21 protein-coding genes, 1 tRNA gene and 1 pseudogene are annotated in these 25,831 nt (G+C 45.5%); 17 read left to right on the top strand and 6 right to left on the bottom strand.

The window, feature by feature from the left end; all coding sequences use genetic code 11:
* Window positions 1-115: 115 nt before the first annotated feature.
* The 5 genes and pseudogenes from AC0J2X_RS00115 to AC0J2X_RS00095 all read left to right on the top strand — a co-directional run.
* The gene (locus AC0J2X_RS00115) at window positions 116-841 is read left to right on the top strand and encodes a 1-acylglycerol-3-phosphate O-acyltransferase (RefSeq protein WP_061486484.1); all 726 of its coding nucleotides are present in this window, start codon (window positions 116-118) and stop codon (window positions 839-841) included.
* A 32-nt stretch (window positions 842-873) separates the two neighbouring features.
* A complete protein-coding gene (gene rraB, locus AC0J2X_RS00110) occupies window positions 874-1,272 on the top strand; it encodes a ribonuclease E inhibitor RraB (protein WP_014950594.1) in 399 nt (132 codons plus the stop codon).
* A gap of 116 nt (window positions 1,273-1,388) precedes the next feature.
* Window positions 1,389-2,204, top strand: coding sequence for a choice-of-anchor H family protein (locus AC0J2X_RS00105; protein ID WP_061486485.1), 816 nt, complete (start codon window positions 1,389-1,391; stop codon window positions 2,202-2,204).
* A gap of 167 nt (window positions 2,205-2,371) precedes the next feature.
* Window positions 2,372-2,599 (top strand): PAS domain-containing protein, encoded by a 228-nt coding sequence (locus AC0J2X_RS00100; RefSeq protein WP_232375953.1) that lies wholly within the window; start codon window positions 2,372-2,374, stop codon window positions 2,597-2,599.
* A 196-nt stretch (window positions 2,600-2,795) separates the two neighbouring features.
* A pseudogene (locus AC0J2X_RS00095) lies at window positions 2,796-3,731 on the top strand (GGDEF domain-containing protein); the annotation flags it as partial.
* A gap of 223 nt (window positions 3,732-3,954) precedes the next feature.
* Here the strand turns inward: AC0J2X_RS00095 and AC0J2X_RS00090 are convergent.
* Complete coding sequence (locus tag AC0J2X_RS00090) at window positions 3,955-4,164, bottom strand: type II toxin-antitoxin system antitoxin (protein ID WP_014950597.1); 210 nt, start codon at window positions 4,162-4,164, stop codon at window positions 3,955-3,957.
* Between the two features lie 71 nt (window positions 4,165-4,235).
* A complete protein-coding gene (locus tag AC0J2X_RS00085; RefSeq protein WP_278711794.1) occupies window positions 4,236-5,084 on the bottom strand; it encodes an SPFH domain-containing protein in 849 nt (282 codons plus the stop codon).
* A 187-nt stretch (window positions 5,085-5,271) separates the two neighbouring features.
* Between AC0J2X_RS00085 and AC0J2X_RS00080 the strand changes: the two genes are divergently transcribed.
* On the top strand, window positions 5,272-6,555 hold the full coding sequence (locus AC0J2X_RS00080; protein ID WP_101565717.1) for an ABC transporter substrate-binding protein: 1,284 nt from the start codon (window positions 5,272-5,274) through the stop codon (window positions 6,553-6,555).
* Window positions 6,556-6,610: 55 nt separating this feature from the next.
* Entirely contained in the window at window positions 6,611-9,289 is a 2,679-nt protein-coding gene (locus AC0J2X_RS00075) for a hybrid sensor histidine kinase/response regulator (RefSeq protein ID WP_278711793.1), read from the top strand.
* 85 nt (window positions 9,290-9,374) lie between these two features.
* Here AC0J2X_RS00075 and AC0J2X_RS00070 read toward each other — a convergent pair whose 3' ends face one another.
* From AC0J2X_RS00070 to pepA, 3 genes are read right to left on the bottom strand one after another with little or no spacing between them, the layout of a single operon-like run.
* Window positions 9,375-12,149: a valine--tRNA ligase gene (locus tag AC0J2X_RS00070; protein WP_168462826.1), complete on the bottom strand. Its 2,775-nt coding sequence runs from the start codon at window positions 12,147-12,149 to the stop codon at window positions 9,375-9,377.
* Window positions 12,150-12,184: 35 nt separating this feature from the next.
* Window positions 12,185-12,607, bottom strand: a complete 423-nt coding sequence (locus AC0J2X_RS00065) for a DNA polymerase III subunit chi (RefSeq protein ID WP_039226120.1) — start codon at window positions 12,605-12,607, stop codon at window positions 12,185-12,187.
* A 6-nt stretch (window positions 12,608-12,613) separates the two neighbouring features.
* Window positions 12,614-14,119 carry a leucyl aminopeptidase gene (gene pepA, locus AC0J2X_RS00060; RefSeq protein ID WP_014950602.1) on the bottom strand — a complete coding sequence of 502 codons (1,506 nt, stop codon included), beginning with the start codon at window positions 14,117-14,119 and terminating at the stop codon, window positions 12,614-12,616.
* A gap of 263 nt (window positions 14,120-14,382) precedes the next feature.
* Between pepA and lptF the strand changes: the two genes are divergently transcribed.
* The gene (lptF, locus tag AC0J2X_RS00055) at window positions 14,383-15,483 is read left to right on the top strand and encodes an LPS export ABC transporter permease LptF (protein WP_014950603.1); all 1,101 of its coding nucleotides are present in this window, start codon (window positions 14,383-14,385) and stop codon (window positions 15,481-15,483) included.
* Window positions 15,484-16,545, top strand: coding sequence for an LPS export ABC transporter permease LptG (gene lptG, locus AC0J2X_RS00050; RefSeq protein WP_014977294.1), 1,062 nt, complete (start codon window positions 15,484-15,486; stop codon window positions 16,543-16,545).
* A 96-nt stretch (window positions 16,546-16,641) separates the two neighbouring features.
* Here lptG and AC0J2X_RS00045 read toward each other — a convergent pair whose 3' ends face one another.
* Window positions 16,642-17,226 carry an RDD family protein gene (locus AC0J2X_RS00045; protein WP_156086876.1) on the bottom strand — a complete coding sequence of 195 codons (585 nt, stop codon included), beginning with the start codon at window positions 17,224-17,226 and terminating at the stop codon, window positions 16,642-16,644.
* Between the two features lie 175 nt (window positions 17,227-17,401).
* On the opposite strand from AC0J2X_RS00045, the gene AC0J2X_RS00040 reads away from it, so the two are divergent.
* The 8 genes from AC0J2X_RS00040 to AC0J2X_RS00005 all read left to right on the top strand — a co-directional run bounded on the left by AC0J2X_RS00040 (window position 17,402) and on the right by AC0J2X_RS00005 (window position 25,738).
* Window positions 17,402-19,477, top strand: coding sequence for a TonB-dependent receptor (locus AC0J2X_RS00040; RefSeq protein ID WP_341459741.1), 2,076 nt, complete (start codon window positions 17,402-17,404; stop codon window positions 19,475-19,477).
* 151 nt (window positions 19,478-19,628) lie between these two features.
* Window positions 19,629-20,162, top strand: coding sequence for a sigma-70 family RNA polymerase sigma factor (locus tag AC0J2X_RS00035; protein ID WP_014977297.1), 534 nt, complete (start codon window positions 19,629-19,631; stop codon window positions 20,160-20,162).
* Entirely contained in the window at window positions 20,159-20,896 is a 738-nt protein-coding gene (locus tag AC0J2X_RS00030) for an anti-sigma factor (protein ID WP_049588265.1), read from the top strand. Before AC0J2X_RS00035 ends, AC0J2X_RS00030 begins: the two co-directional genes overlap by 4 nt.
* A gap of 153 nt (window positions 20,897-21,049) precedes the next feature.
* Window positions 21,050-22,642, top strand: a complete 1,593-nt coding sequence (locus AC0J2X_RS00025) for a DUF4331 domain-containing protein (RefSeq protein ID WP_239241163.1) — start codon at window positions 21,050-21,052, stop codon at window positions 22,640-22,642.
* 11 nt (window positions 22,643-22,653) lie between these two features.
* A complete protein-coding gene (locus AC0J2X_RS00020; RefSeq protein WP_278345963.1) occupies window positions 22,654-23,232 on the top strand; it encodes an Ig-like domain-containing protein in 579 nt (192 codons plus the stop codon).
* A 62-nt stretch (window positions 23,233-23,294) separates the two neighbouring features.
* Window positions 23,295-24,365, top strand: a complete 1,071-nt coding sequence (locus tag AC0J2X_RS00015; protein WP_239241161.1) for a hypothetical protein — start codon at window positions 23,295-23,297, stop codon at window positions 24,363-24,365.
* Between the two features lie 28 nt (window positions 24,366-24,393).
* Complete coding sequence (locus tag AC0J2X_RS00010; RefSeq protein ID WP_278711791.1) at window positions 24,394-25,491, top strand: HupE/UreJ family protein; 1,098 nt, start codon at window positions 24,394-24,396, stop codon at window positions 25,489-25,491.
* 160 nt (window positions 25,492-25,651) lie between these two features.
* Window positions 25,652-25,738, top strand: a tRNA-Leu gene (locus AC0J2X_RS00005).
* Window positions 25,739-25,831 lie beyond the last annotated feature (93 nt).

The raw sequence follows: 25,831 nt of genomic DNA, 5'->3' as shown, positions 1-25,831 counted from the left end.
GCCACTTTTCCAACTTATTGCTCAACTATACCTTCCGCACTGTAAAAACTCATCGGACAAGTGTACGCTGAAACTTCATCTATACTGCGCGCGTCAATTGTATCTAGGAGTTGTTTTGATCGCTTTATTCCGCATTCCGGCGCTTTTTATCGCTTTTTTACTCATTAACATCGTTCTGCTAATTGTTTGTATCGCACGACCTTTTCACAAAGATAACGTGCATATTGCGGGTAGTATGTATTCATTTATGGCTAAGGTCGTAGGTCTCAAAATTATTATAAAGAAAGATCCTGCGGTTAAAATAAACGAGCCCTACGTTTACATCGCCAATCATCAAAACAGTTTCGACGTTATCACTATCTGTAAAGCTGCACTGCCTGGCGTGGTAACCATTGGCAAAAAGAGCTTAAAGTGGATCCCTATTTTCGGCCAAATCTATTGGTTGTCGGGCAATATCATGATTGATAGAAAGAATTCCGGTAAAGCCCGTAATACACTCGATATTGCTGCAAAACGCATTGCGAAAAAGAAAACGTCGGTATGGCTATTCCCAGAAGGTACACGAAGCTATGGCAGAGGCATATTACCTTTTAAGCAAGGCGCGTTTCGCCTAGCTAAGACCACCAACGAACCGGTTGTTATGGTAACCGCCAGCAATTTGCACAATAAAGTAAAATGGAACCGTTGGAATAACGGCATTGTGCTTATTGATATAGCTGCCCCTCAGGCTTTGGGCGAAGACAAGACAATTAAAGAGTGGATGGTGCATTTTAACGATGAAATGAAACAAAAGTTTGATGCGCTTAATACACAGGTCGATGAACTGGAAAAAAGCAGGTAAACTTGCGTCAAAATTGCTAACGAGTGTTTATTATGACCCAGTTCGATGAAAGAGAAGAGTGGTACGAGTTTAACCAAGAAACTATTGATGCCCTTCTAGAAGACGGCAGCCAAGCCGATGCCGACTATACCATTGAGCACCACTTCGCCAGCACTGACTTCGACGTGCTAGAAAAGGCAGCTGTTGATGCGTTTAAAGCTGGTTTTGAAGTCACCGACGCAGAAGAGCTTATTCTTGATGATGGCGAAACCATTTTCTGCTTCGACGCAGTTGCAGAGCGAAAGCTAGATATTGAAAAGCTTAATGCGGACTCTGACACCTTGCTTAAAATTGCCGACAAGCATGATGTAACCTACGACGGTTGGGGTACTTACTTCGAGCCGCGTGAAGAAGGTGAATACGAAGAAGAAGATCACTACTTCGACGACTGATCTCTAAGGCACCCTCACCGTTTTAACTGAGAAGGCGTTAAGTTACCCTTCAGCTTTTGTTCATCTTTTTCCGTCAACAATGACACTGTCATTATCGATTGGAAAAGGATGGACAGATGAAAAAGCTACTTTTCTCACTTACTACATATTCTGCTATTGCAACATTACAGCTTGCGCTTATGTCACCTGTGCATGCCAGTACCGAAAATAGCGCACAAAACAAAAACGTTACCTCTAACGAATACCGTTACAACAAACCATTTGTTGCCGCTGAATCGCTGCTGCCTAAAACCTCAGGTGCATTGACAAGCGAAGAAACAATCTCTCAATCTGTTGATGACGTTGAGACTGATCAACAGTCCCTTGCCAAGGCGGGTAAGCATCAACAGCATTTAGCCGTGAGTAAGTCCTCTAGCGATATCGTAGTCAGCAGTATTAATGAGTTTTGGATTTATGAAAGCTGGGTAACGCTTGAGCAAGACATTGATTACGATGGTTATCACTCTACGTTTTCGATTGAGTTTGACGCCGACACCATTTTCACTCGCGCGCCAGTATACGCGGTCTTGTATTTGGGCAAAAACGACGTGTACGAGTCTATTCACGTGTCGTCTGAATTTTACATTTACTCAGAAGACTCAACAGATACCTTTACCATTGAAAGCACATTAGTTTCTGGCTATCCGCCGGGTGAGTACGACATTCTATTAGAGCTTTATGATGCAGATACCGAAATGCTTGTGGCGTATACCGATGCCTATGATGACAGTGCACTCGCCTATCTTCCCCTTGAAAGTGAAAATAATGAATATGTGGTTGAAGATACGGTAATCATAGTAGAAGAGCATGGCGGAGCATGGTCTTTACTCCCACTGTGTCTATTAGGTGGCATTGTACTTGTTAGACGAACTGTTAGACGCCGACACTGCTAACTATCTTGGAAAGTTAATCAGCTAAAAGCTGCATGCACCTGCAGCTTTTGGCTATTTTTTATACTAAAGTCTATTATATAATATAAACCTTCTTTTCCAATTAACGTTGATTCGCCAATGTACCAAGGAAAACAGTACATACTGACGCTTTCAATTGGTGTAGTGCAATGAGCATCGACAATGTTAACTTGTTCAATCTATTAGAAAATACGCAAATTGGCGTAGTCATTCACAATGCTACTGGCGTTGTAGAGTATGCCAATCCCGCTGCGTTAACGCTACTTCGATTGAGTATAGGTAAACTTAAAGAGAAAAGCTTAGACGTGGACTCCTGGGAGTTCATTGACATGCGTACCTTACCACGAACTTCCCATTGCCCAGGTGCTTGCTACTAGCACCGCTATAAATAACCGAATATTGGGAACGATAAATAAAGATACCGATAAAATAACGTGGTTTAATGTCAACGCATATCCCGAAAAGTACAAGGTCAATGGCAGTTCACCGTCTTTTGTAGTGGTTTATTTCACTGATATCACGGCAAAGATTAGTGATTTCTCTTACAAAGATATTGTTCAACATTCACAAGATATGATTTTGGTAACGGAAGCTCAGAATATCGATGCCCCGCTTTCTCCTAAAATCATCTATGCAAATGAATCATTGTGTAAACATACTGAATATAGTCTTGAGGAGTTATTGGGTGAGACACCTCGCATTTTTCAAGGTGCCCTAACCGACAAAGCCTCTACGCTGCGTATTCGGCAGTCACTTATTGATCAACGCCCATGTACCGAAACACTTTTAAATTATACGAAGTCTGGCACACCTTTCTGGGTTCAAATGAACATATTCCCGCTTACCAATGAATTTGGTGAAGTAACCCATTTTGCAGCTGTTCAGCGTAACGTTAGCGAAATGAAGTTCCAATCTGAACAGCTAGATAAGCGCAATTCAGAACTTAAGAAAATAAAGCAGAACTTAGAAAGCCTGGTTAACCATCGAACCAGCGAGCTTCGTTCAGCCAATCATAAATTAGAGAAACTGGCATATTATGACGCGCTCACGAACATTCCAAATAGACGGGCATTTCTAGACGCATTTGCAAAGTCTTTAAACTTCGCAAAACGCAATGGATATGCAATGTTGATTGGCATCGCCGATGTAGATCACTTTAAGGCTATTAATGATAGTTATGGCCATGGATTTGGCGATGACGTATTAACCATCGTTGCTCAGACAATGCAGCAATTTTTCGTCAAGAAGATGCCATTGGGCGCATAGGTGGCGAAGAGTTTGCGTTCTGTATGGTACTAACAAGTCCAGTCTCCCCTCGCCAACTATTAGACAGATTTCGCGAGAAAGTCAGCATTCTCCATGAAACCCATCCTCCGTTGAAAGGAAGACAAGTTACCCTTAGTTTGGGAGCGGTATATGTAAGCGACTTAAAAGAGGTAAGCATAAAGCAACTACTTTGCGATGCAGATGAAGCCCTTTATAGAGCCAAAAATAAAGGTCGCAATACCATAGAGTGCGAATGTTATGACGATATCGATAACGAAGGGTTAGAACCCTGTGAAGATGGTAGAGCTGGCACAGAGTCTCATTCTAAACCTCATCATGTTACGTAAAAGCTAATATTGATTCGTGGTAACGCTACATGAGCATATTGTTCACTACGGCTCACCTTTAATAACCTAAATCGTTAGCTTATCAGCTCAGCATCGATTTGGCTGTCCAGCCACGTTGCTTAGTTTTCTCCCCCGTCAGGCGGCTCAATACCTTCAACCTCTACTACCACTTTTTCTACCAGCTTCACTCTTCCCTGCTTCACTAGCGCTTGTCTTAATACATACTCTATTTGCGCATTTACACTGCGCAAGTCATCGGCAGCCCATCGCTCCATGGCGGCAAGTACATTTTCATTTATCCTAAGTGGATACGCTTTTTTCTTTGCCAAAATTACAAACCTTATGTGCCGCAGTGCATTGCTGCGGCACTACAATTTCAAACTTAAATTAAAAAAACGAGCTAGTAGATTGTACCTGTATTAATAACCGGTTGCGTCGACTTATCACCACACAGCACAACTAATAAATTACTGATCATCGTCGCTTTACGCTCTTCATCAAGCTCTACTACACCCTTTTCATTTAATCGCTGAAGTGCCATTTCTACCGTTCCCACAGCACCATCTACAATTTGCTTCCGGGCAGCCACAATAGCTGATGCTTGTTGACGCTGTAGCATGGCGCTTGCGATTTCTTGCGCGTAGGCAAGGTGGCTGATACGAGACTCCAAAATTGTGATCCCAGCTTTCGCAAGGCGAGCTTGGATCTCTTCTTGTAAACGCGCTGATATCTCTATTGGGTGGCTACGAAGTGCGACTTCCGCTTGCTCGTCGTCACGTGGATCGTAAGGAAAGCTACTTGCCATATTGCGGATCGCGGACTCACTTTGAATTCGCACAAAACTTTCGTAATCGTCTACGTCAAACATTGCTTCAGCAGTATCGCTCACTTTCCACACGACAATAGAGGCGATTTCAATGGGGTTTCCTTGATTGTCGTTAACTTTAATTCTGGCACTTTCAAAGTTTCTTATGCGCAGAGAAATATTAGCTCTACGGAACAAAGGAATTGTCCAGCGTAATCCAACATCAGAGACAGTACCTACATAGCTGCCGAAAAACGTCATGACCTTAGCTTGGTTGGGTTGCACCATGAAATAGCCCAACCACAAACTTCCCACTAAAACGCTTAGAATTACACCAGCTTCGGGGTTACCCGACACTGCATAGAAAAACGTAGCAACCTGTGCGACTAGCAAAACACAGATCATCAAATAACCGTTTACCGAAAACCCTTTCCTTTCTTTCATATCACTCACCTTTGATATCATTTTGATATCTTTATAATACAAAATTTAACTACTCGCTAATTTTGATGTGTTACCAAATATGTCAAAGCAACATTTTATTTTTAACTATGGGGTAACATTTTTTGGTAACTCTATGAAATAGATGCCAGAATAATGGTGGGTCATCGTTTACTATGGACGTACGTTAATGCCTTCAAACTCAGATAAAAACGTCGCTTCTTCTTTCCAGCGCCGTACCTTGTTAAAGGGCGGTCTCGCCTTTGGTCTTACTGCGGGCATTACCCCTTTTTCAATCGGAAAAGAAAAACCGACGCTGCGCGTATTAGGCACTCATGTCACGCTTCAAGAAGCCATTCGTCAGCGCGCCATGGAAGACTTAGGCATTAATATTGAGTTCGAGCCGGGTGGCAGTGCAACCGTTCTTCAAAAGGCGTCGATGAACCCTACGTCATTCGACCTTTATGAGCAGTGGTCTAATAGCATTAATGTATTGTGGCGCGCTCATGCTATTCAGCCCATAGAGAAGAAACGCCTTCAGTATTGGGAAGAAATAAACGATTTAAGCAAAACCGGAAAGCTTACCGAGAACGCGCGAATGGGCGCTGGCGACGCACCGCATAAAATTATTAATGTTCAGGACGACGGCACACTAGGCGCCAACCATACTGACACAATTAGTTTTTTACCTTATGTGCACAATGTTGACTCTTTTGGCTATGACACATCAAAGTTACCCAAAGAACTGCAAGGGCAAGAAGAAAGCTGGGGCTGGCTTTTAGACAGTCGCTATTCAGGAAAAGTGGGCATAGTCAACGACCCCACTATCGGACTTTTCGATTTAGCACTTGCCGCACAAGCTAAAGGGTTCATTCAATTCCAAGATATCGGTGCCATGACCGAGTATGAACTTGATGATTTGTTTAGCTTACTTATAGAGTTGACTCAGTTAAACCATTTCAATGGGTTCTGGACCTCGGTCCCTGAGTCAGTTGAGTTCATGAAAAGTGGACGGGTTGCAATCGAAAGCATGTTCTCGCCTGCGGTCTCTGCGCTGAACGGTCAAGATATTCCGGTTACGTTTGCAGCACCGAAAGAAGGCTACCGCGGATGGCACGGTGTAATGTGCATGTCCTCTGCCACACAAGGTAGAATAAAGGACGTGGCTTATGAGTATATGAATTGGTGGCTGTCGGGGTGGCCTGGCGCATTTATTGCCAGACAAGGCTACTATATTTCCAACCCTAAACGTTCAGCTCAATATCTTTCAGACGCCGAATGGAATTACTGGTACAAAGGGCAAGTAGCATCAGAGCCGCTAAAAGGGCCCGACGGAAATATTAGTGTTAGACAAGGCGCCCAGCGCACTGGTGGGAGTTATGAAGAGCGTTTTAGTAATGTTGCCGTATGGAATACCGTTATGCCAACCTACGAATACAGTTTGCAGAAGTGGTACGAATTCATCACTGCATAATGTTGCGTTAAGTAAAAACCCATAACGTAAATGGAATAAGGCTTTTTTAGTTCACATGTTATCCTCAATTCGAATTCAGCTTATCACCGTGCTACTCGCTCTTATAGCGCTTATATTGGCACAGGGGTTTATTGCTAGAGAAAACCAAGAAGTCCTAAACAAAGGCGTGGCATCAGCGTCAAAGGCAGTAGTTGATGTTGCACTTGTTAAGGAACTTGAACGGGATGTGGTGGACTTACAGCGCAACGTGCTCATATTCAAAGAGAACGCGAGCAAATCAGCCATTACTCGCTTCAGTCGACTCATGGTGACTATTAACACCAAACTCGACAAGTTAGCCCTGGTAGACGAAGACAAGGAAATACAGGAAGACAACCATATCCTTTCAAGAATGAAGGAGCACCTTAACGCCTATCAGGAGAACTTTACTCAAGTTGTCGATGCGCGCTCTGAAAGGGATAACCTCATAGCAAGAGGCACCCTATCTGATATTACGTTACTGGAAAAGATACTGAGTGACGCTAAAACAAACGGCGATATCTCTGCTGCCTCTGAAGAGCAGGCAAAGACGCTTCTTATTCGGGCAGAAAATGCGATGTTGAAATATCTGATGAAACCCGACATGGGTTTTATTCGAGCATTCAACGAAGCCGCAGATTCACTACGCAAATTAACGCTAACGAAAAATACATCCCTTCAGGAAAGAGTGGAGCGATTGTCGGAAAAAATTAAAGCCGATTTCGTTAAGCTAACCCAGATAACCCAAGGTAATTTATTCTTGGTTAACGTAGTCATGGCGGGTTCTGCCAATGAATTTCTCTATTTAAGCGGTGAGCTGGCCAAAAAAGTAACCACAGACTCTGAAATTGCGACTCAACGCACCTACACACTAGCTGAAAGCACACAGCGTAACGGAGAGTTATTTTCTCTTGTTGCCATTCTACTCGCCCTCTCAGCCGCGCTGTTTGCCATGTTTCGCATATTGGGCCCTATCCGCTCTATCACTCAAGTTTTCAACAAACTTGCCCAAGGCGTACAAATTTCCAATATTCCTGGCAGCAGTCGAAAAGATGAGATTGGCAAGCTAGCAAAAGCGGCGCTTGTTTTTAGTGATAAAAACCGAGAGACAGAAAAACTGCTAGATGAAGCAAGAACCATGAACTCTCAGCTTGAAAGCTTAAATAAAGCGATTACTGAGGCGAAAATAAAAGCGGAGCAAGCAACCGCGTCAAAGAGTATGTTTTTAGCCAATATGAGTCATGAAATCCGCACGCCGATGAATGGCATTATCGGGCTAATAGAACTGGCGCAACAGCAAGAGCTGTCCACTACTGTTAAAGGGTATCTCGACAAGGCAGCGTATTCTGGGCAAATATTATTGAGCGTAATTAACGATATTCTCGACTTCTCAAAAATTGAAGCGGGTAAATTGAAGATTGAGGAAGTGAGCTTTTCTTTGCATTCACTGTTCGACAACCTCATTGCAGTCATTGCACTACGCGCAAAAGAAAAGAATTTATCGGTGCACTTTACGGTAAATCCAAAGATACCTCCGCAAGTAATTGGCGACCCACTGCGCATTGCCCAAATAATTATGAATATAGGCAACAATGCTGTGAAGTTCACCGAGCAAGGGCGTATAGATATTGAGTTTGATGGCAACTTGAACGAAAAAGGGAACGTGTTAAACCTTACCATGCGAATTACCGACTCCGGCATAGGTATGAGTGCAGCCCAGCTAGATAGAATATTTAAGCCTTTCACTCAAGCCGACGGTTCAACCAACAGAAAATACGGAGGTACCGGCCTAGGCCTTGCGATTGTAAGCCAGCTTACTGAACTTATGAACGGCCGCCTTGATGCCACTTCTACTATGGGAAAAGGCAGTACGTTTGAAGTTGAACTACCGCTGAAAGCATTTAAAAACCAACCAGGCGTGCTTGAACAAACACCTCAGCTACCTGTTGATAGCCTTTATATTACTGAAGCAGCATTGCTGCCTGTGGCTTATTGCAACCAGATACAGCTGCCAACTAAATCAACGCTATCAATAGAAGATGCCAAAAATACCGCCGCTTTACCTGAACATATCATTGTAGATATCCATGAGTTCAGTGAATTCAGACAGAATATTGCTTGGTTAAACACCTTGCTAGAACAAGGGAAGTCGGTAGGCCTGGTAATGGAAAGTGCAGGCAGCGCGCTACAAGCTAAATATGACACGCTATGGAAAGGCCCACTTATCATGCATCCATTCACACCTGCGCAATTTGAGCGTTTTGTTCATCAGGTGATATCTAAAGATGCAAGTTATGACGGACATCATTTTAGTGAAGAAGCGGAAGCAACATCGCTAGAAGGCCACGTGCTTTTAGTAGAAGACAATAATATAAATCAACTCGTCACCGGAGAAATGCTTACCAATCTTGGGCTTACTTTCGATATTGCAGAAGACGGCAAGCAAGCCGTGCAAAAAGTAGAAAATGCCCCGCAGTACGACCTAATATTGATGGATGTACAAATGCCAGTGATGGACGGTTATGAGGCAACCAAACAACTCCGCGAAAAAGGCTTTACTGGCGTACCTATTATCGGCCTTTCGGCCAATGCAATGAAGGAAGATAAACAAAGCGCGATAGACGCGGGTATGAACGACTACCTCACCAAGCCAATAAAGCAAAAATCATTGATAGGCATGTTAAAACAGTACTTAGGCAAACAGCGCTATGTTTAGGGCCTGTTCAATTGCTAATAAAAAAGGGTTACCTTTCGGTAACCCTTCTAATTTGTATCGACACAACCCGTTCTAGGGGCTGCACTTAAAGCGCTTTAATGGTCTCGAACTGCTCTTTAAGTTTGGCTAGGGCTTTTTCACCCTCTTCCAACTTAGCGCGTTCCTTTTCAATTACCGCTTCTGGCGCATTACTTACGAACTTCTCGTTACCCAATTTGCCGCGAGTACGAGATACATCTTTCTCGATTTTCTCCATGGCTTTAGTAATACGAGCAAGCTCTGCGTCTTTGTCGATAAGCCCTGCCATTGGGATAAGAATTTCCATCTCACCCACAAGTGCTGTTGCGCTGGCTGGCGCTTCTTCACCGTCTTTTAATATGGTTACGGTTTCAAGCTTAGAAAGCTTATCTAGGAATGCCTTAGCCGCATCAAGACGACGCGCGTCTTCGTCGCTTACGTTTTTAAGTAGCGCATTAAGTGGTTTGTTTGGCGAGATATCCATTTCACCACGGATATTACGAATACCCACGATAAACTTCTTCACCCACTCGATATCAGCTAGTACTTTGTCGTCTTGTTTCGCTGCATCAACTTCAGGGAATGCCTGAACCATAATGCTTGCGCCCTCTTCCACCTTAAGTGCACTTAGTGGCACAACGCGCTGCCAGATAGTGTCGGTGATAAATGGCATTAGTGGGTGCAACAAGCGAAGCAGGCTTTCAAGTACGTTAATAAGCGTATGACGTGTACCGCGCTTTTCAGCTTCGGTGCTGGCGTCATTGTTAAGCACTGGCTTAGTAAGCTCTAGATACCAGTCACAGAACTGGTTCCAGGTGAACTCGTAAACGGTTTGTGCTGCAATATCGAAACGGTAGTCTTCAAGCGCTTTTTCAAACTCAACCAGCGTTTGTTGGAACTTAGCCCAAATCCAGCGATCGGCCATGCTAAGCACCATTTCACCACCGTCGCGACCTGTATCGTGCTCTTCTGTGTTCATCAATACGAAACGCGATGCATTCCAAATTTTGTTACAGAAGTTGCGGTAGCCTTCAACACGGGCCATATCAAAGTTGATATCGCGGCTGGTTGACGCCATAGCGGCAAAGGTAAAGCGCAATGCGTCTGTACCGTAGGCCTGAATGCCGTCTGGGAATTGCTTGCGAGTACGCTTGGCAATCTTCTCAGCAAGCTGAGGCTGCATCATGCCAGCAGTGCGTTTAGTCACAAGCGATTCAATATCAATACCGTCAATCAAATCGATGGGGTCAAGCACGTTGCCCTTCGACTTTGACATTTTATCGCCATTCTCATCGCGGATAAGACCAGTAATGTAGATGTCTTTAAACGGAATTTTGCCCGTGAACTTCTTGGTCATCATGATCATTCTGGCAACCCAGAAGAAGATGATGTCAAAGCCGGTTACTAGCACTGAAGACGGTACAAAGGTTTCTAGATCTGGCGTTTCTTCTGGCCAGCCCATGGTCGCGAACGGCCATAGTGCGCTTGAGAACCAGGTATCTAGTACATCATCGTCTTGTGAAAGGGTTACGTCACTGCCAAGGCCGTGTTTTTCACGCACTTCTTCTTCGGTGCGGCCAACAAAAACGTTACCGTTTTCGTCGTACCACGCCGGAATGCGGTGTCCCCACCACAGCTGACGTGAAATACACCAGTCTTGAATGTTGTGCATCCACTGGTAGTAAGTCTTGTTCCAGTTCTCTGGCACAAAACGAATTTCGCCGCTTTCAACCGCTTCAATTGCAGGTTTAGCAAGAGACTCAACGGCTACATACCACTGGTCAGTTAGGTAGGGTTCAATTACCGCACCTGTTCTGTCGCCACGCGGCACTTTAAGCTTGTGCGGCTCAATCTTAACCAATGCGCCTTGTGCGTCTAAATCAGCAACAATTTGCTTACGGGCGTCGAAGCGATCTAAACCGCGATATGCTTCTGGCGCATCATCATTAATTTTCGCATCGTCGGTAAGAATGTTGATCATAGGCAAGTTATGACGCTTACCCATATCGTAGTCGTTGAAGTCGTGAGCAGGCGTAATTTTAACGCAGCCTGTACCGAATTCTTGATCGACATAGTCATCGGCGATAACCGGAATTAAACGGCCAGTAATCGGTAGCTTAATTTCTTTGCCGATAAAGCCTTGGTAACGCTCGTCATCTGGGTGTACCGCAACCGCGGTATCACCTAGCATAGTTTCAGGACGCGTTGTCGCAACCACTAGCTCACCGCTACCATCTGCAAGTGGGTAGCGCATGTGCCACATGTGGCCGTCTTCTTCTTCGTTCAGTACTTCAAGATCAGATACTGCAGTGTGAAGCACTGGATCCCAGTTAACCAAACGCTTACCGCGGTAAATAAGGCCTTCTTCGTGTAGCTTAACGAATACTTCAGTTACGGCTTTAGACAGGTCTTCGTCCATGGTAAACACTTCGCGAGACCAGTCAGGAGACGTACCTAGACGGCGCATTTGACCGGTGATCGTTCCGCCGCTGTGCTCTTTCCATTCCCACACTTTCTTAATGAAGTCTTCGCGACCTAAATCGTGGCGCGTCTTGCCTTGTGCGTTAAGTTGGCGTTCTACCACCATTTGGGTAGCAATACCGGCGTGGTCAGTACCCACTTGCCATAGCGTATTGTCGCCCTTCATGCGGTGATAACGGGTTAAGGCGTCCATAATGGTTTGCTGGAAACCATGGCCCATATGAAGGCTACCGGTAACGTTTGGTGGCGGAAGCAAAATACAATAAGGGTCGCCGCTACCTGAAGCTTTAAATAAACCCGCCTCTTCCCATGACTTGTAGCATTGCTGCTCGATGGACTGCGGTTCGAAGGTTTTATCCATTACACACTCTCAAATTGAAGCTAAACGCGAATGACTTATGCAGATTTGAACTGCATGTTGCATCCAGCTTGCTGATAGTTTTTGTATCTTACCCGCGCGGCCTGTTTGGCGTTCTCGTCCACGGGTACAAAATCGATGATTTGACGATGCTGGTTGGGTGTAGGCACCATACCGGACCCCACATTAACCACCATTTGTCGTCTGGCTACCTGCTCTGGCCGCCAACAAATTTCCACCGGCGTTCCCGATTGCGGCCCTTCACCATAAAGGTTATGGGGCACAAAGCGGTCAGCCGGCAGCTGCCACAACAATTCATCAACTTCTTCAGCCTGCGCCTGTGTATCGCACAGCACGCTAATTTTTTGCTTATTGGCAAACGCTGATGCAATAACTTCGCTGGCGCGGCCTGCCACACCATTGTCACTGCTGGTAAGTTGATAAAATATCACTTGTGGCATGAATGATTAGTCCTCTAACTTGATATCAGCGCGGTTCATTAGGAACTGAGACAGCATAGGCACTGGACGGCCTGTTGCGCCTTTGTTCTTACCACTGCGCCATGCCGTACCGGCAATATCAAGGTGAGCCCAGTTGTACTTCTTAGTGAAGCGCGACAAGAAACAACCCGCAGTAATTGACCCTGCTGGGCGACCACCAAGGTTCGTCATGTCGGCAAACGGGCTTTCAAGCTGCTCTTGGTAATCGTCCCATAGCGGTAGACGCCATGCGCGATCTGAGCTTTGCTCTGACGCATTAAGTAGTTCGTGAGCAAGCGGATTGTGCGTACTCATTACCGCTGTTGCATGGTGACCAAGTGCGATAATCGCTGCGCCAGTTAGCGTGGCTACGTCAATTACTAGCTCTGGGTCGAAGCGCTCTACATAGGTTAGCGCGTCGCATAATACTAAACGGCCTTCGGCATCAGTGTTTAGCACTTCAACGGTTTGACCCGACATAGTCGTTAGAATGTCACCCGGACGGTACGCTTTGCCATCTGGCATGTTTTCACAGCCTGCCAATACACCAATAACGTTAATGGGCAGATTCAGCGCCGCGATAGTGTGCATGGTACCCAGTACGCCTGCAGCACCACCCATGTCGTACTTCATTTCATCCATGGCTTCGCCTGGCTTAATTGAAATGCCGCCTGAATCGAACGTAAGGCCTTTACCTACAAGTACAATTGGGGCTTGATCAGCTGGGCCACCGCGATGATGCATAATACTCATCATACTTTCGTTGTCTGAACCACGACCTACAGCCAAATACGCTTGCATACCAAGCTCTGCCATTTGGGTTTCATCAACGACTTCAGCGGTTACGCTGTCGTACTGGCTGGCAAGCTCTTGCGCCTGCTGCCATAGGTACGCTGGGTTACAGATGTTTGGCGGCATGTTAGCCACATCTTTGGTCACTTTCGCACCACGAGCAACCGCTAAACCATGCTCAACTGCACGTTCACCCACAGTAAGTTCACGGCGTGTAGGTACGTTAAATACAATTTTACGCAGTGGGCGACGTGGTTCGCCTTTCTTGGTTTTAAGCTGCATAAAGGTGTAAAGCGTGTCTTCAGTTGCTTCTACTGCCTGACGTACTTTCCAGTAGGTATCGCGACCTTTAACGTGAAGTTCGGTAAGGAAACATACCGCTTCCATCGAGCCTGTTTCATTCAATGTTTGAATGGTTTTGGCGATTATGTTTTTGTACTGGCGCTCGTCTAATTCGCGCTCTTTACCACAACCGACTAGAAGCACGCGCTCGCTTAGTACATTTGGCACGTTGTGTAGCAACAACATTTGGCCGGCTTTACCTTCAAGGTCGCCACGGCGTAACAAGTTGCTGATATAACCTTCACTGATTTCGTCTAGCTGTTCAGCCACTGCCGTTAGGCGGCGCGGCTCGAAGACACCTACAACAATACATGCGCTGCGTTGCTTTTCAGGACTGCCACTTTTTACACTAAACTCCACGATATCACCTCGCTTTTCGTCGTTTATGGTTTGCACGATGACTAAAATCACGTAACGTTTCGCGCTGCTTTATGTTTTAATACGCAGCATAACTTTTTAGTTCGCTGCAATTCACGCTTAAAGACCTATTGAATATAGGTTAAATTTGCGTCAAAACACCATGCAAACGGTTTATGATTGCAGGCAAAACTTGTAAAAACGGTAAGTTTAAACAAAATTGTGCTTTCTTTCACTAAAATTCCTAATTTTCCGGAAGGGCTGAGATGCTGATATTCCGCTATTTACTTAAGGAAACGCTGAAATCTCAGTTAGCGATTTTCTTTATCCTAATGGCAATTTTTGTCACCTTGCGATTTGTGCGCGTTTTGGGCGACGCCTCGGACGGTGATATTCCCGCTGGGCTAGTGCTTGGCTTCCTAGGTTTATATGCCCCTATCCTCTCTTCATTAGTGCTGCCTATCAGCGCCTATTTGGGCATTATGCTGGCACATGGCAGGCTGTATGTAGACAGTGAAATGACCGTAATGCGAGCCTGTGGTATCAGTGAATGGTATGTAACGCGGGTAATGCTGTTCTTGTCTGTACTTATCATGATAGTCACAGGCGCAATTACCCTTTATTTCGCGCCATTGGCTGCAGAGAACGAGTATCAGCTGCGAGAAAAAGCCAGAAATGAGGCGGGAATATCGGCGCTAATGCCAGGTAGATTCCAGCAAACCGGTAACGAAAAAGCGGTTATTTTTGTTCACGATGTAGACAATAACGATAAGCTACAACGTGTGTTTTTATCGCAAAATCAAACAGACGATAGCGAAGGCGACGTGCGCGTTGTGTATGCACAAACTGGTGAAGTGGCAAATAACCCTGACGGCACGCGAAACCTTGTACTGAAAGAAGGGGTACAGTACGAAGGAAAGCAATCTGAAAAGGCTTTCCGCAAAGTAGAATTTGACGAATACCAAATTCAGATTGCCGATAAACCTGCCGACGAAACTCGTCGTAAGGTAAGCGTACTGCCTACTAACGAACTGTGGGAAGACGACAGTATTGAAGCTAGAGCAGAACTTCAGTGGCGTATTGCCATACCGCTTTCCATTCCGTTTTTAGTACTAATTGCTGTGCCGCTAAGCGCAGTCGACCCGCGTCAGGGGCGCTTTGGTAAAATGTTCCCTGCCATCCTGCTTTACTTGGGATACTTCTTGCTGCTGCTTGCGAGTAGACGAGTGTTAGAAGACGGCAAAATGCCACCTCAGCTTGGCTTATGGTGGGTGCATACCATCATGCTGATTATTGGTGTCATGTTGATTGTGCGAGACAGAAAAACCGGCACTGAGCTTCGCGCTTGGATATTGGGGAAAAAGTAGATGTTTAAGATCCTCGATTTATATATCGCCCGTACGCTGTTAGGCACTATTACCGTTACGCTTAGTGTACTAATTGGCTTAAGCGCGCTTATTAAATTTGTAGAACAGCTGCGAAAAATTGGCGAAGGCGACTATGACATGCTGGTCGCTTTTATCTACGTATTGCTAAGCTTGCCTCGCGACTTAGAGCAGTTCTTCCCTATGGCAACATTGCTGGGCGGCCTTATTGGCATGGGCGTACTGGCTAGCAATAGCGAATTGGTAGTGATGCAGGCCGCAGGTATGAGCCGCTGGAACATCATAAACTCAGCCATGAAGTCGACCCTTGTAATGATCTTATTAGTGATGGCCGTTGGCGAGTGGGTCACCCCGTACAGTGAAACCAAGGCAAAACAGATAAGAACTGAAGCCATTTCAGGCGGTAGTTTATTTTCTTCCGATAAGCTGGTGTGGGCAAAGGATGGCGACCGATTTGTAAGCATAGGTCAGGTGTTAAGCCAAGACTCTCTCAAAGATGTGAGCATATTTAGCTTTAACCCTGACTTGTCGCTAGAGAGCATTACTCACGCTAAAAATGGGGCCTTCGACGGCGACGGTTGGTGGCTAAGCGACGTTGAAGTAACCAAGTTTACTGAAACGAATGTTACAGTAGATGAAAATAACCGCATGCGTTGGAATTCAACACTGACACCAGACAAACTAGGCATTGTTGCGGTTAAGCCAGAGGCTTTATCTATTACTGGGCTGCTGGATTACGTGAACTACCTAGAAAATAACGATCAAGACCCTTCTCGTTATCAACTCGCCTTGTGGCGCAAGGTATTCCAACCTATTTCGGTAGGCGTAATGCTGTTAATGGCATTGTCGTTCATCTTTGGCCCGCTGCGTAGCGTTACAATGGGCGCTCGCGTGATCATGGGCGTACTGACAGGCTTCGGTTTCTTTATTCTCAATGAAGTATTTGGCCCAGTGAGTTTAGTCTATCAGCTGCCACCATTCCTTGGCGCCTTACTGCCTAGCTTACTGTTTGCGGCCATTGCAGGGGTAATGTTGAGGCGTTGATCAAGCTATCACATTCGTCTACTTCAACAGTCAAAACTAATAAAAAGAGCTTGCAGCCTCTTTTTTTGTTATTTTTTAGCGCCTTACAAAGCACGTTTACCAGCTCTTGTGGTCGTTCGCTTCTTTGGTCAACTTCAGCACTTCGGTCTTTGCCAGTCGGTCTTGCAGTGATTGTTTATTTTTAAAATCAAACAAAACAAGTAAGGTGCCTAGACCACCTAACGATGCTATTAGGCGAATGAACAAGCGTGGCCAGGTCATTGGCTCTTCAACCGTGCTGTAAATTCGCAAACGCCATGCACGCATGCCTAGGGTTTGCCCGCCCCTGCGCCAGAACCACAAGAAAAACCCAGCTATCCACAAGCCCACCCACGTTTGAATAAGCAGCTTATAACCAAAAGAGGCCTGAATCAGATCGGCAGGTTCAGCATAGCCTTGCAGGTCAAGGGCGCCATTTTTCAGCATGACCACCAGCGTTACGATCATGACCATGGCCGCACACATCCCTACGGCAGTAGCCACGAGCGTGTCGTAAATCATTGCCAACAAACGCCTAACGAATCCAGCTCGCTCAAGCGATGAACTGTCTGATTCTGAGTTGGGCGCGTTTTTATCATCCTTCGCCTTTAAGTGATTAGATGATGAGGACTTCTTCTTGGCTTTTTTGTCGTGTCTCGCCACGGGCTTCTCTTCGCTTCATTAACAACAGCGTTTATTTTGACACAAGCGCCACATCGCTTAAACAACATAAGCCTTAGTTAACGGCATTTAATAGTGCAATAAGCAAAGAAAAATGATTTCCACCTTTTTGCATCCATTAACCATTGTTAATCGTTATTGCTATTACAAACGGATAATGGACGTAAATACGGTGACAGCAAAAACTCTGGTAACAACACTTCTCGCTAGCTCATTTTCGCTTGGTATGGGCGCTGCAATGGCGTTAGACGACCCCGAAGGTAATATTGAGCATATTCGAGTACGTGGTGACTCATCTGTAAAAGACGGAGAGTTTATCTCGGCTTCGCAGGGATGGGTGTCTGGTGACACCTTGATTGAACGCCCAATGTTGCGCGCCGGTGAAATACTCGAATTCATCCCGGGCATGATGGTGACCCAACACAGTGGTTCGGGAAAAGCCAACCAGTACTTCCTGCGCGGTTTTAACCTCGACCATGGCACGGATTTCACGGTGAGTGTAGACGGTATGCCTGTGAACATGCGAAGCCACGGACATGGCCAAGGCTACAGTGACCTTAACTTTATTATTCCCGAATTTATCGACAATCTAAGCTACTTCAAAGGCACCTATTATGCCAACATCGGCGATTTTTCTAGCGCTGGCGGGGCATTCTTCAATTTAAGAGATTCACTTGAGCAAAACCAGTTGTTCTTAGGTTTAGGAGAATATGGGTTCAAGCGCGCTGTTGCATTAAATCACTTTGAAGCAGGAGAGAACCGCGTTGTTACAGCGTTGGAATATCAAACCTATGACGGCCCGTGGACTGACGTTGACGAAGATGTAAAAAAGAAAAACGCCCATATTCGTTATATTACGCCTTTGTTAGACGGCCAACTCACCATTACAGGAATGGCCTACGATAATAGCTGGAACGGTGCTGACCAAGTACCTGAGCGCGCTATTGAAAGCGGCATAATAGACCGTCTTGGCTCTATCGACACCCAAGTTGGCGGCGATTCGTCTCGCTATAGTCTCTCCGCAAACTATACCAGTGATACATGGAATGCTTCACTGTATGCCATAGATACAACGCTTAGCCTTTTTTCTAATTTCACTTACTTCCTTGATAACCCAGAGAGAGGCGATCAATTCGAACAGGCCGACGACCGAAAAATTTATGGTGGTGAAATATTCACTACCCTTCCCTTGGCGCTTACGGATGGAAGCAGTATTACCTTAGGCGGCCAGTGGCGTTTCGACGATATTGAAAACGTGGGTTTGTATCGCACCCAAAACTTAACCCGCTTTGGCACTATTCGAGAAGACGAAATAGACAGTAACAGCTATGCACTTTTTGCCCAGTCAAACATTGTGCTAAGTGACGCATTAAGCCTTTCATTAGGAGGCAGATACGATTACTTAGATGTGGACGTTACCAGTAATCTTGGTGCTAATTCAGGAAGCGAAAGTGACGGTTTATTTACCCTTAAAGCAGGCTTGAAGTACAGTGTATCAGACCAACTTACCGCATTTGCCAACGTTGGGCAGGGCTTTCATTCCAACGATGCACGGGGAGCCACCATTAATATAGACCCGGTAAGTGGTGACGCCACCGAAGCTGCTCCCTTGTTAGTAAAGAGCCTTGGCTATGAAGCGGGCGTTAACTATACCGATAACAAAACCTATAACCTGTCTGCTGCCTTGTGGCGCCTAGAGCTTGATAGCGAGCTGGTATATGTTGGTGATGCAGGCTTTACTGAAGCCAGTCGCCCCTCCGAGAGACACGGCATTGAAGTGAGTGCCTACTACTGGATAAGCCATCACCTAACAACAGACATTGAAGCTGCGTGGACCAAAGCCCGATTTAGCGACAGCGTTGAAGGCGAAGGTCGCCACATCGATGGCACCGTGCCAGGTGTGGTGAGTGCAGGGCTAACCTACTATCAAAGAAGTAACCAACTAGGGTTCAGCTATACCTTACGAAGCCGCTACCTAAGCTCTCGCACCGTAGAAAGCTTCGATGAAATTTCACCGCCGTCAACATTTTTAGTGAATGCTCAAGTTGCCTATCGCCAGCCAACTTGGGACGTAACGTTAGAAGTACTCAATGCCCTAGACAGTGACGATCACGATATTGATTATTTTTACGCATCTAGGCTGCCCGGAGAGCCAGAGGAAGGGATTGAGGATTTGCATTATCACCCTGTAGAGCCAAGAAATGTTCGCCTTACCTTTTCAGTAAAGTATTAATACATAAACGCTTTACTGTTTGGGGTCTGTCTATTGATTAGGTAACCATTCAGGCAGTTGTATATAAAACATGCTACTTTAAGAAGTAGCCGCCAAATAGTTAGAGCAATAAACAAATGGCCGCGCTACAACGATAAAAATAGGAGCAACAATGGAACACGAAACTCTGTTTCCTCTGCTGTGTAAAACCGCAGACGGCGACAAAAAAGCGTTCGCAGAGCTTTATAAGATAACCAGTCCACAGCTCTACGCTGTTGCTTTAAGGCTTTTGAAACGCCCTGAACTCGCTGACGAAGCCACACAAGACGCCTATATAAAAATTTGGCATAACGCCGGTAATTATCAACGAGGCAAAGGTACGGTACTTACCTGGATGGTCAGTATAGCTCGCTATCGTGCGCTCGATTTAATCCGCTATCACAACGTAAGAAATGAAGTCGAATTAAATGATGACGCACCGTCAGGTATGGAAACCACGCAATCAATAAAGTTAGAGGCAGAGCAAGCAAAATTGGCCTCTTGTTTAGATGAACTTGATGGACCGCAGCGTCAGGCTATCCATTTAGCCTATGTGAATGGTATGTCGCATCAAGAGGTGGTAACTCACTTGGCGTCACCACTTGGAACCATTAAAAGCTGGATAAGACGAGGCTTGCAAAGCTTGCAGAGGTGCCTATCACTATGAATTATTTAAAAGAAGAGCGATTAAACGCCCTCGCCGCTGAATATGTAGTTGGAACGCTGCGCGGCAAAGCGCGTACGCGCTATCAAAAGTTAATGATGCAGTATCAGGCTGTTAGCGATGCAACCGCACAATGGGAGCAATACCTTACTGGATTTGCTGAAACCTTGCCTCCGGTGACACCACCTGACAGCGTGTGGGAGAGCATACAAGTGAAGCTTGGCCACAAAGCGGCCAATGATACAGAGTTTGTCGGTCAGACTACTAATAGTATACCCAGTAGCGACAATGTAGTTGATCTTGAAAAAGAAAAGCAGAAACGCTGGAAGAACTTATCGTTCATATCCACAGCTGCTGCATTGGTGTTAGCCGTATTGCTTTTCCTGATGCAACCTGTGCCTACCCCAGAGGTTTCCCATATTGCCGTAGTCAATAATGCTGATAACACGCCATTGTGGGTAATAGAAGTATCTGACACAACCATGAATGTTAAGGTCACCGATGCATTTGTGGCGTTAGCAGACAAAGACTATGAGCTTTGGATGGTGCCGGCAAACGGCGAAGCACCAATTTCTCTCGGCTTGATGCCTGAAGTTAATGGCGACACGCGCGCGACACCAGATATCTTGCTAGATCAAAGTATCGCGGCGTTAGCAGTGAGCTTAGAAGCACCAGGCGGCTCGGTAACAGGCGCACCAACGGAAGTGCTATATATAGCGCCGATTGTTTCCGTGTAATTTTACGCACAAAGCAGCACACCAAAAGGCCACGAAACGTGGCCTTTTACTTTTTATAAAAACTTTATTTTAATTTTTTAAATATTTTTGCATCTAAGGTGAAACCTCAGTCGTTTGGTCTCTTGAACTCATAAAAAAGCAGAGAGACTCGACATGATCCAATTCAAACGCAAAACTTTGTCACTGGCTGTCGCCGTGACATGTGCAGCCGTAACTGCTGGCGCAATAGCGTCAAGTCACCGAGAAGCACCTAATATCACTCGCCACCCAGCGTTAGATAGCACCGACTTTTATGCTTTCAATAGCTATGAACAAGGCCGTGAAGATTATGTGACTTTCATAGCAAATTATATTCCACTGCAAGATGCCTATGGTGGCCCTAACTACTTTGCAATGGACCCGAATGCGCACTACGCGATTCATATTGATAGCGATGGCGACGCGGTTGAAGACTTAAGCTTTGTTTTTAAGTTTAACAATATGCTTGCTGCCGATAACGAAGGTATCGCCTTGCCTATAGGCCCTGAAGGCGAACAGAAAATGGTGAAAGTACCGCTTAAAAATGTAGGCGGTATCAGCGCAGACGATTCAAGCGCAGCAAACTTCTCGGAAATGTACAGCCTTACTATGGTGAGTGGCGACATGCAGACAGGCACGCGCACTACTCTTAATCCCGCCATGGGCGATATGTTTAAAAAGCCGCTTGATTACATTGGTAATAAAACCTTTACCAGTGAAGCGGAATACGTACGCTATGCTGAAAGCTTTATTTATTCGTTCAGCATCCCTGGGTGCGATGACATGGCCAAAGTGTTTGTTGGTCAGCGTAAAGACCCCTTCGTTGTTAACTTGGGCAAAACATTCGACCTGGTAAATTATGTACCTGTTGAGGGCGACAGCGCACCGGGCGCAGGCGATGGTGAAGGTTTTCCTGGCGGTATAACGCAAAGTGCCATGAATGATGACTTAGCCGATAAAAACGTGACAGCGTTATCTATTGAAGTACCTAAGGCGTGTGTTACAGGTGAAGGTAATGGCGTAATTGGTAGTTGGACCACGGCAAGCTTGCCGCAAGCGCGTATCCTAAACCCAGATGCTACTTTTGCGAAACCTGAGACTAATGGTGGTGCGATGACTCAAGTGTCTCGTTTAGGTAGCCCGCTAGTAAATGAGCTTGTTATCGGTATTGGCGATAAAGACAAATTCTCTACTTCTCATCCAAGTGCAGACGGTCAATTCGCTGATTATGTAACCCACCCTTCTTTACCAGAACTACTGAACATTCTGTTTAAAGATGCAGTGAATACTACGCTGGGTACGGATATTGAGACCCTTGCGCCGACGAATTTCCCGCGTATGGACTTAGTAACAGCGTTCCTTACAGGTTTCCCTGGCGTTAACCAGCAAGCAACTGTAACAGCATCAGAAATGCTGCGCCTAAACACAGGGATCCCAGCAACGCCAGCCGAATCGCAGTCAGCATTTGGTGTGGCAGGCGATGACTTAGCAGGATTCCCGAACGGTCGCCGCCCAGGTGATGACGTGGTTGATATTGCCCTTCGCGTTGTTATGGGCCGTTTGTGTTATCCCATCCCGGTAGCAGGTGAAGATACAGACCTTGGCCTTTGTACACCAGAGGACGCCAGCGTAGGTAATGTACCTTTCACTGATGGTGCACCTGTAGATGCAAGCATGATTGATTCATCGTTTCCTTACCTAAAAACACCACTTGCTGGCTCTGAATAAGGAGATCCATCATGTCTATGAAGATTAGGTTATTTAACAAGAATCCAAATGCCCCCGCGTTTGTTAAGTCGGGTCAAGCCCCTTTGCAGAAACATAAGTTGTGGGTCATTTCTGGATTGGTGCTAGCGCTAACTGGTTGTTTCGATAGTGATGACGATAACGATTATCAAGCGCCAGAAGAAAATGCAGCGCCCGTAGCCATTGATGAAATGCTAACGACGCAAGCAGATATTGCGTTTGATGGCACGTTGACAGCAACCGATGACGATGGTGATGCACTTACCTTCGGGCTTGGTGAAAACGGTACGTTAGGTAATGCAGAAGTTAATGCTGATGGCAGCTTTACCTACACACCTAACGCTCAGGTAACAGGTAGCGATAGCTTCACATTCACCGTTTCTGACGGCGTAAATCCAGAAGTTACCGCTACTGTTAGCGTTACGATTGAGGCACAGCAGGTATCGTTCTCTAGCTATACCCGTGACGCCTTTAATCAAGCACCAACCGATGAACCTCTGCCAATTAACGGGCGCGAGTTCACCCAAGATGCTGACGACACCACGTTCGATGATTTATTGATTGGTCAATAACGAGCGGTCAGTACACAGTGTCAACCGTAAAGCCAAGGACGGCTTTTATAAAGGAAGTTCTGATGAAGTTGATGAGAAGCAGTACTCTCATACTCCCTATAATGAGCGTATTGTCAGCCCTAACAGTCTGTTCGGTATCTGCTCAGTCTGAAAAATTCAATTATGATACCGTCATCGCAACGTGGCAGCCTAGGCAGCTATCCATAGCAAGTATCGACGAAGCGGAAAAAATTTTAACTTCAAGTAGATACCTTCAAGCAAAAGGTGATGAGAGAGAGCGTATTGTTAGGTTCACGAACATAATGCGACAAAAATTCGATTCGCTGAACGCAGGTCAAAAAGAGCGTTTAGTTGTTTTAGAAGCTCGACTACTTCAAGGCATTCATAAGTTCGAACAAGCCAAGCAACATCTCAATCAAATAGCCCGCTTTCGCTCTCCAGCTGCACAGTTATTGTTGGCAGATATAAACGTTCAGCAAGGTAACGCTAAAAAGGCGAAAGAAAACTGTGAAAAGCTGGTAGGGCAAACAAGTTTTTTAATCGCTTTCACGTGTATGGTTAACGCTGATTTTTCACAAAATAAAGACGTAAAATTTTTGAAAAAGCTTAGCGCTTTTGAGACCTACACGAGTACAGTGAGACCTGCGGAGCGCCAGTGGTTTTATGAAGTACTCGCAGACATGTCGCTTCAACTTGGTAACGCTGAAGCCGCGCTTGAGCATTTGTCACAAACAGAATTCAAAAAGCTACCTATAAGCGCAATGTTAGTTTGGGCCGACGCACATTTTGCGTTGAATAACTATAAGGCAGTGAGTTCTGGGTTTAGCAACTCCGTTCCCGATATATTGACAGCCGACGATGGCTTGCTACTTAAATGGGCCATTGCGGAACGAGCGCAAGGTATTGTGCGCTCTGAAGTACAAACTCAACTTGCTAAGAACATGGAAATTCGAGTGTGGCGAGAAGACAGTTCTCACGCCGCACAGGTCGCCACTTACTTTTTAGAGATTGAGCCCAATTACCCACTGGCGCTTAAATTTGCCGAAATAAACTGGCAATACGCACAGTCATTAGATGACAAAAACCTCCTAGAGCGCGCTCGCCGTGCTAATGAAGTATCGACCAATGCTTAAAGTTCTCCCGCCCTTCAGTAAACGAGTCATGATTAGATTTATCACACTTTTCATCTTTGCCGCCTTCAGCGTTTTCACGCATTCACACGAACTGAGTAACGGCTACTTAACGCTTAAAAACGATTCAAATAACACTTTGTCTGGCGAGCTTTTGCTAAAGCCTGAAGATATAGGACAAGCAGCAGGGCTAGATAGTAATAATGACGGTAATTTGACCTGGGGTGAAGTCAACAGAAACCACACTATGGCAAACGACTATATCCAAAACCACCTAGTGATTCGAGATAGCGAAACGCGATGTACGGTTAGTATTGCTCCCCCTTCTATACGAGATATATCTGCAGAGTCATTACTGGTATACCCGCTGTCGGTAAACTGCGTATATGTAAACGAAGTATCGATACAATACACTGGCATAGTTAGCGATTTTCCCACCCACAAGCTACTCACAACGGTAACGTTAAACGATCACACACGTGTTTATGTACTAAGCGATGAACGCTCTTTTATCACTGCTTCTGCTACAGGAAACAGCTGGATTTCGCAGTTTGGGGAGATGGTTTATCAGGGAATTTGGCACATTTTCATTGGGCTAGACCATATACTGTTTTTGGTTGCTACGTTGCTCACCGTTAATCTTTACAGGGAGAATAAGAGCTGGGTGAAAGAGCAAAGCAAAAGGCACATTATAAAAAGTACGGTGATATTAGTAAGCACGTTTACGTTAGCGCACTCGATTACATTAACTGCCACAGCACTGGATTTTATTACGCTAGATAGCCGTATTGTTGAGCTAGGCATTGCTATATCAGTGGCTATAACTGCGCTTAACAATGTGTACCCTATCATCATGCGTTTAGGATTTATTACCTTTGGGTTCGGCCTACTCCATGGAATGGGATTTGCGAGCGTGTTTGGCGACCTTAATGCCCAGTCGGGCAGCTTGGTAATGAATGTATTCGCTTTTAATATAGGGGTAGAGCTGGGTCAACTTGCCATAGTCACGCTGCTATTGCCCTTACTTATCTTACTTAGAAACGTAAGGTTATATTCAAAAGCCATAATGCCAATTGCATCGTCAGTAATCGCGGTAGTAGCGATTAATTGGACGCTTCAGCGTTGGTAAAAGTGTGCGTTCTGTTGATTAATAGGAAATAGATAAAGCAAAATACGCTTTTGAACAATCTTTCGGCACTTAATCACAAAAAGCTTAAAAAGTTGTTGTATAGGCGCGCCGCATCGCTATAATGCCATGCATCAACACCACGTTGATAACCATACACAATGCCAGTGTGATGGAATTGGTAGACATGACGGATTCAAAATCCGTTGCTAGCGATAGCGTGGCGGTTCAAGTCCGCCCACTGGTACCATCTTCTTCTAAAGAAGGGCTCTACCCCATAAACGGGGGATCAGCATTCACCTTACACGATTGATAACACCATCCCATCCACAATGGGTCATCA

It is taken from the genome of Alteromonas sp. R7, from assembly GCF_055755235.1.
The sequence above is the reverse complement of the archived record's forward strand: the minus strand, read 5'-3'. Positions and strand labels throughout refer to the sequence as shown.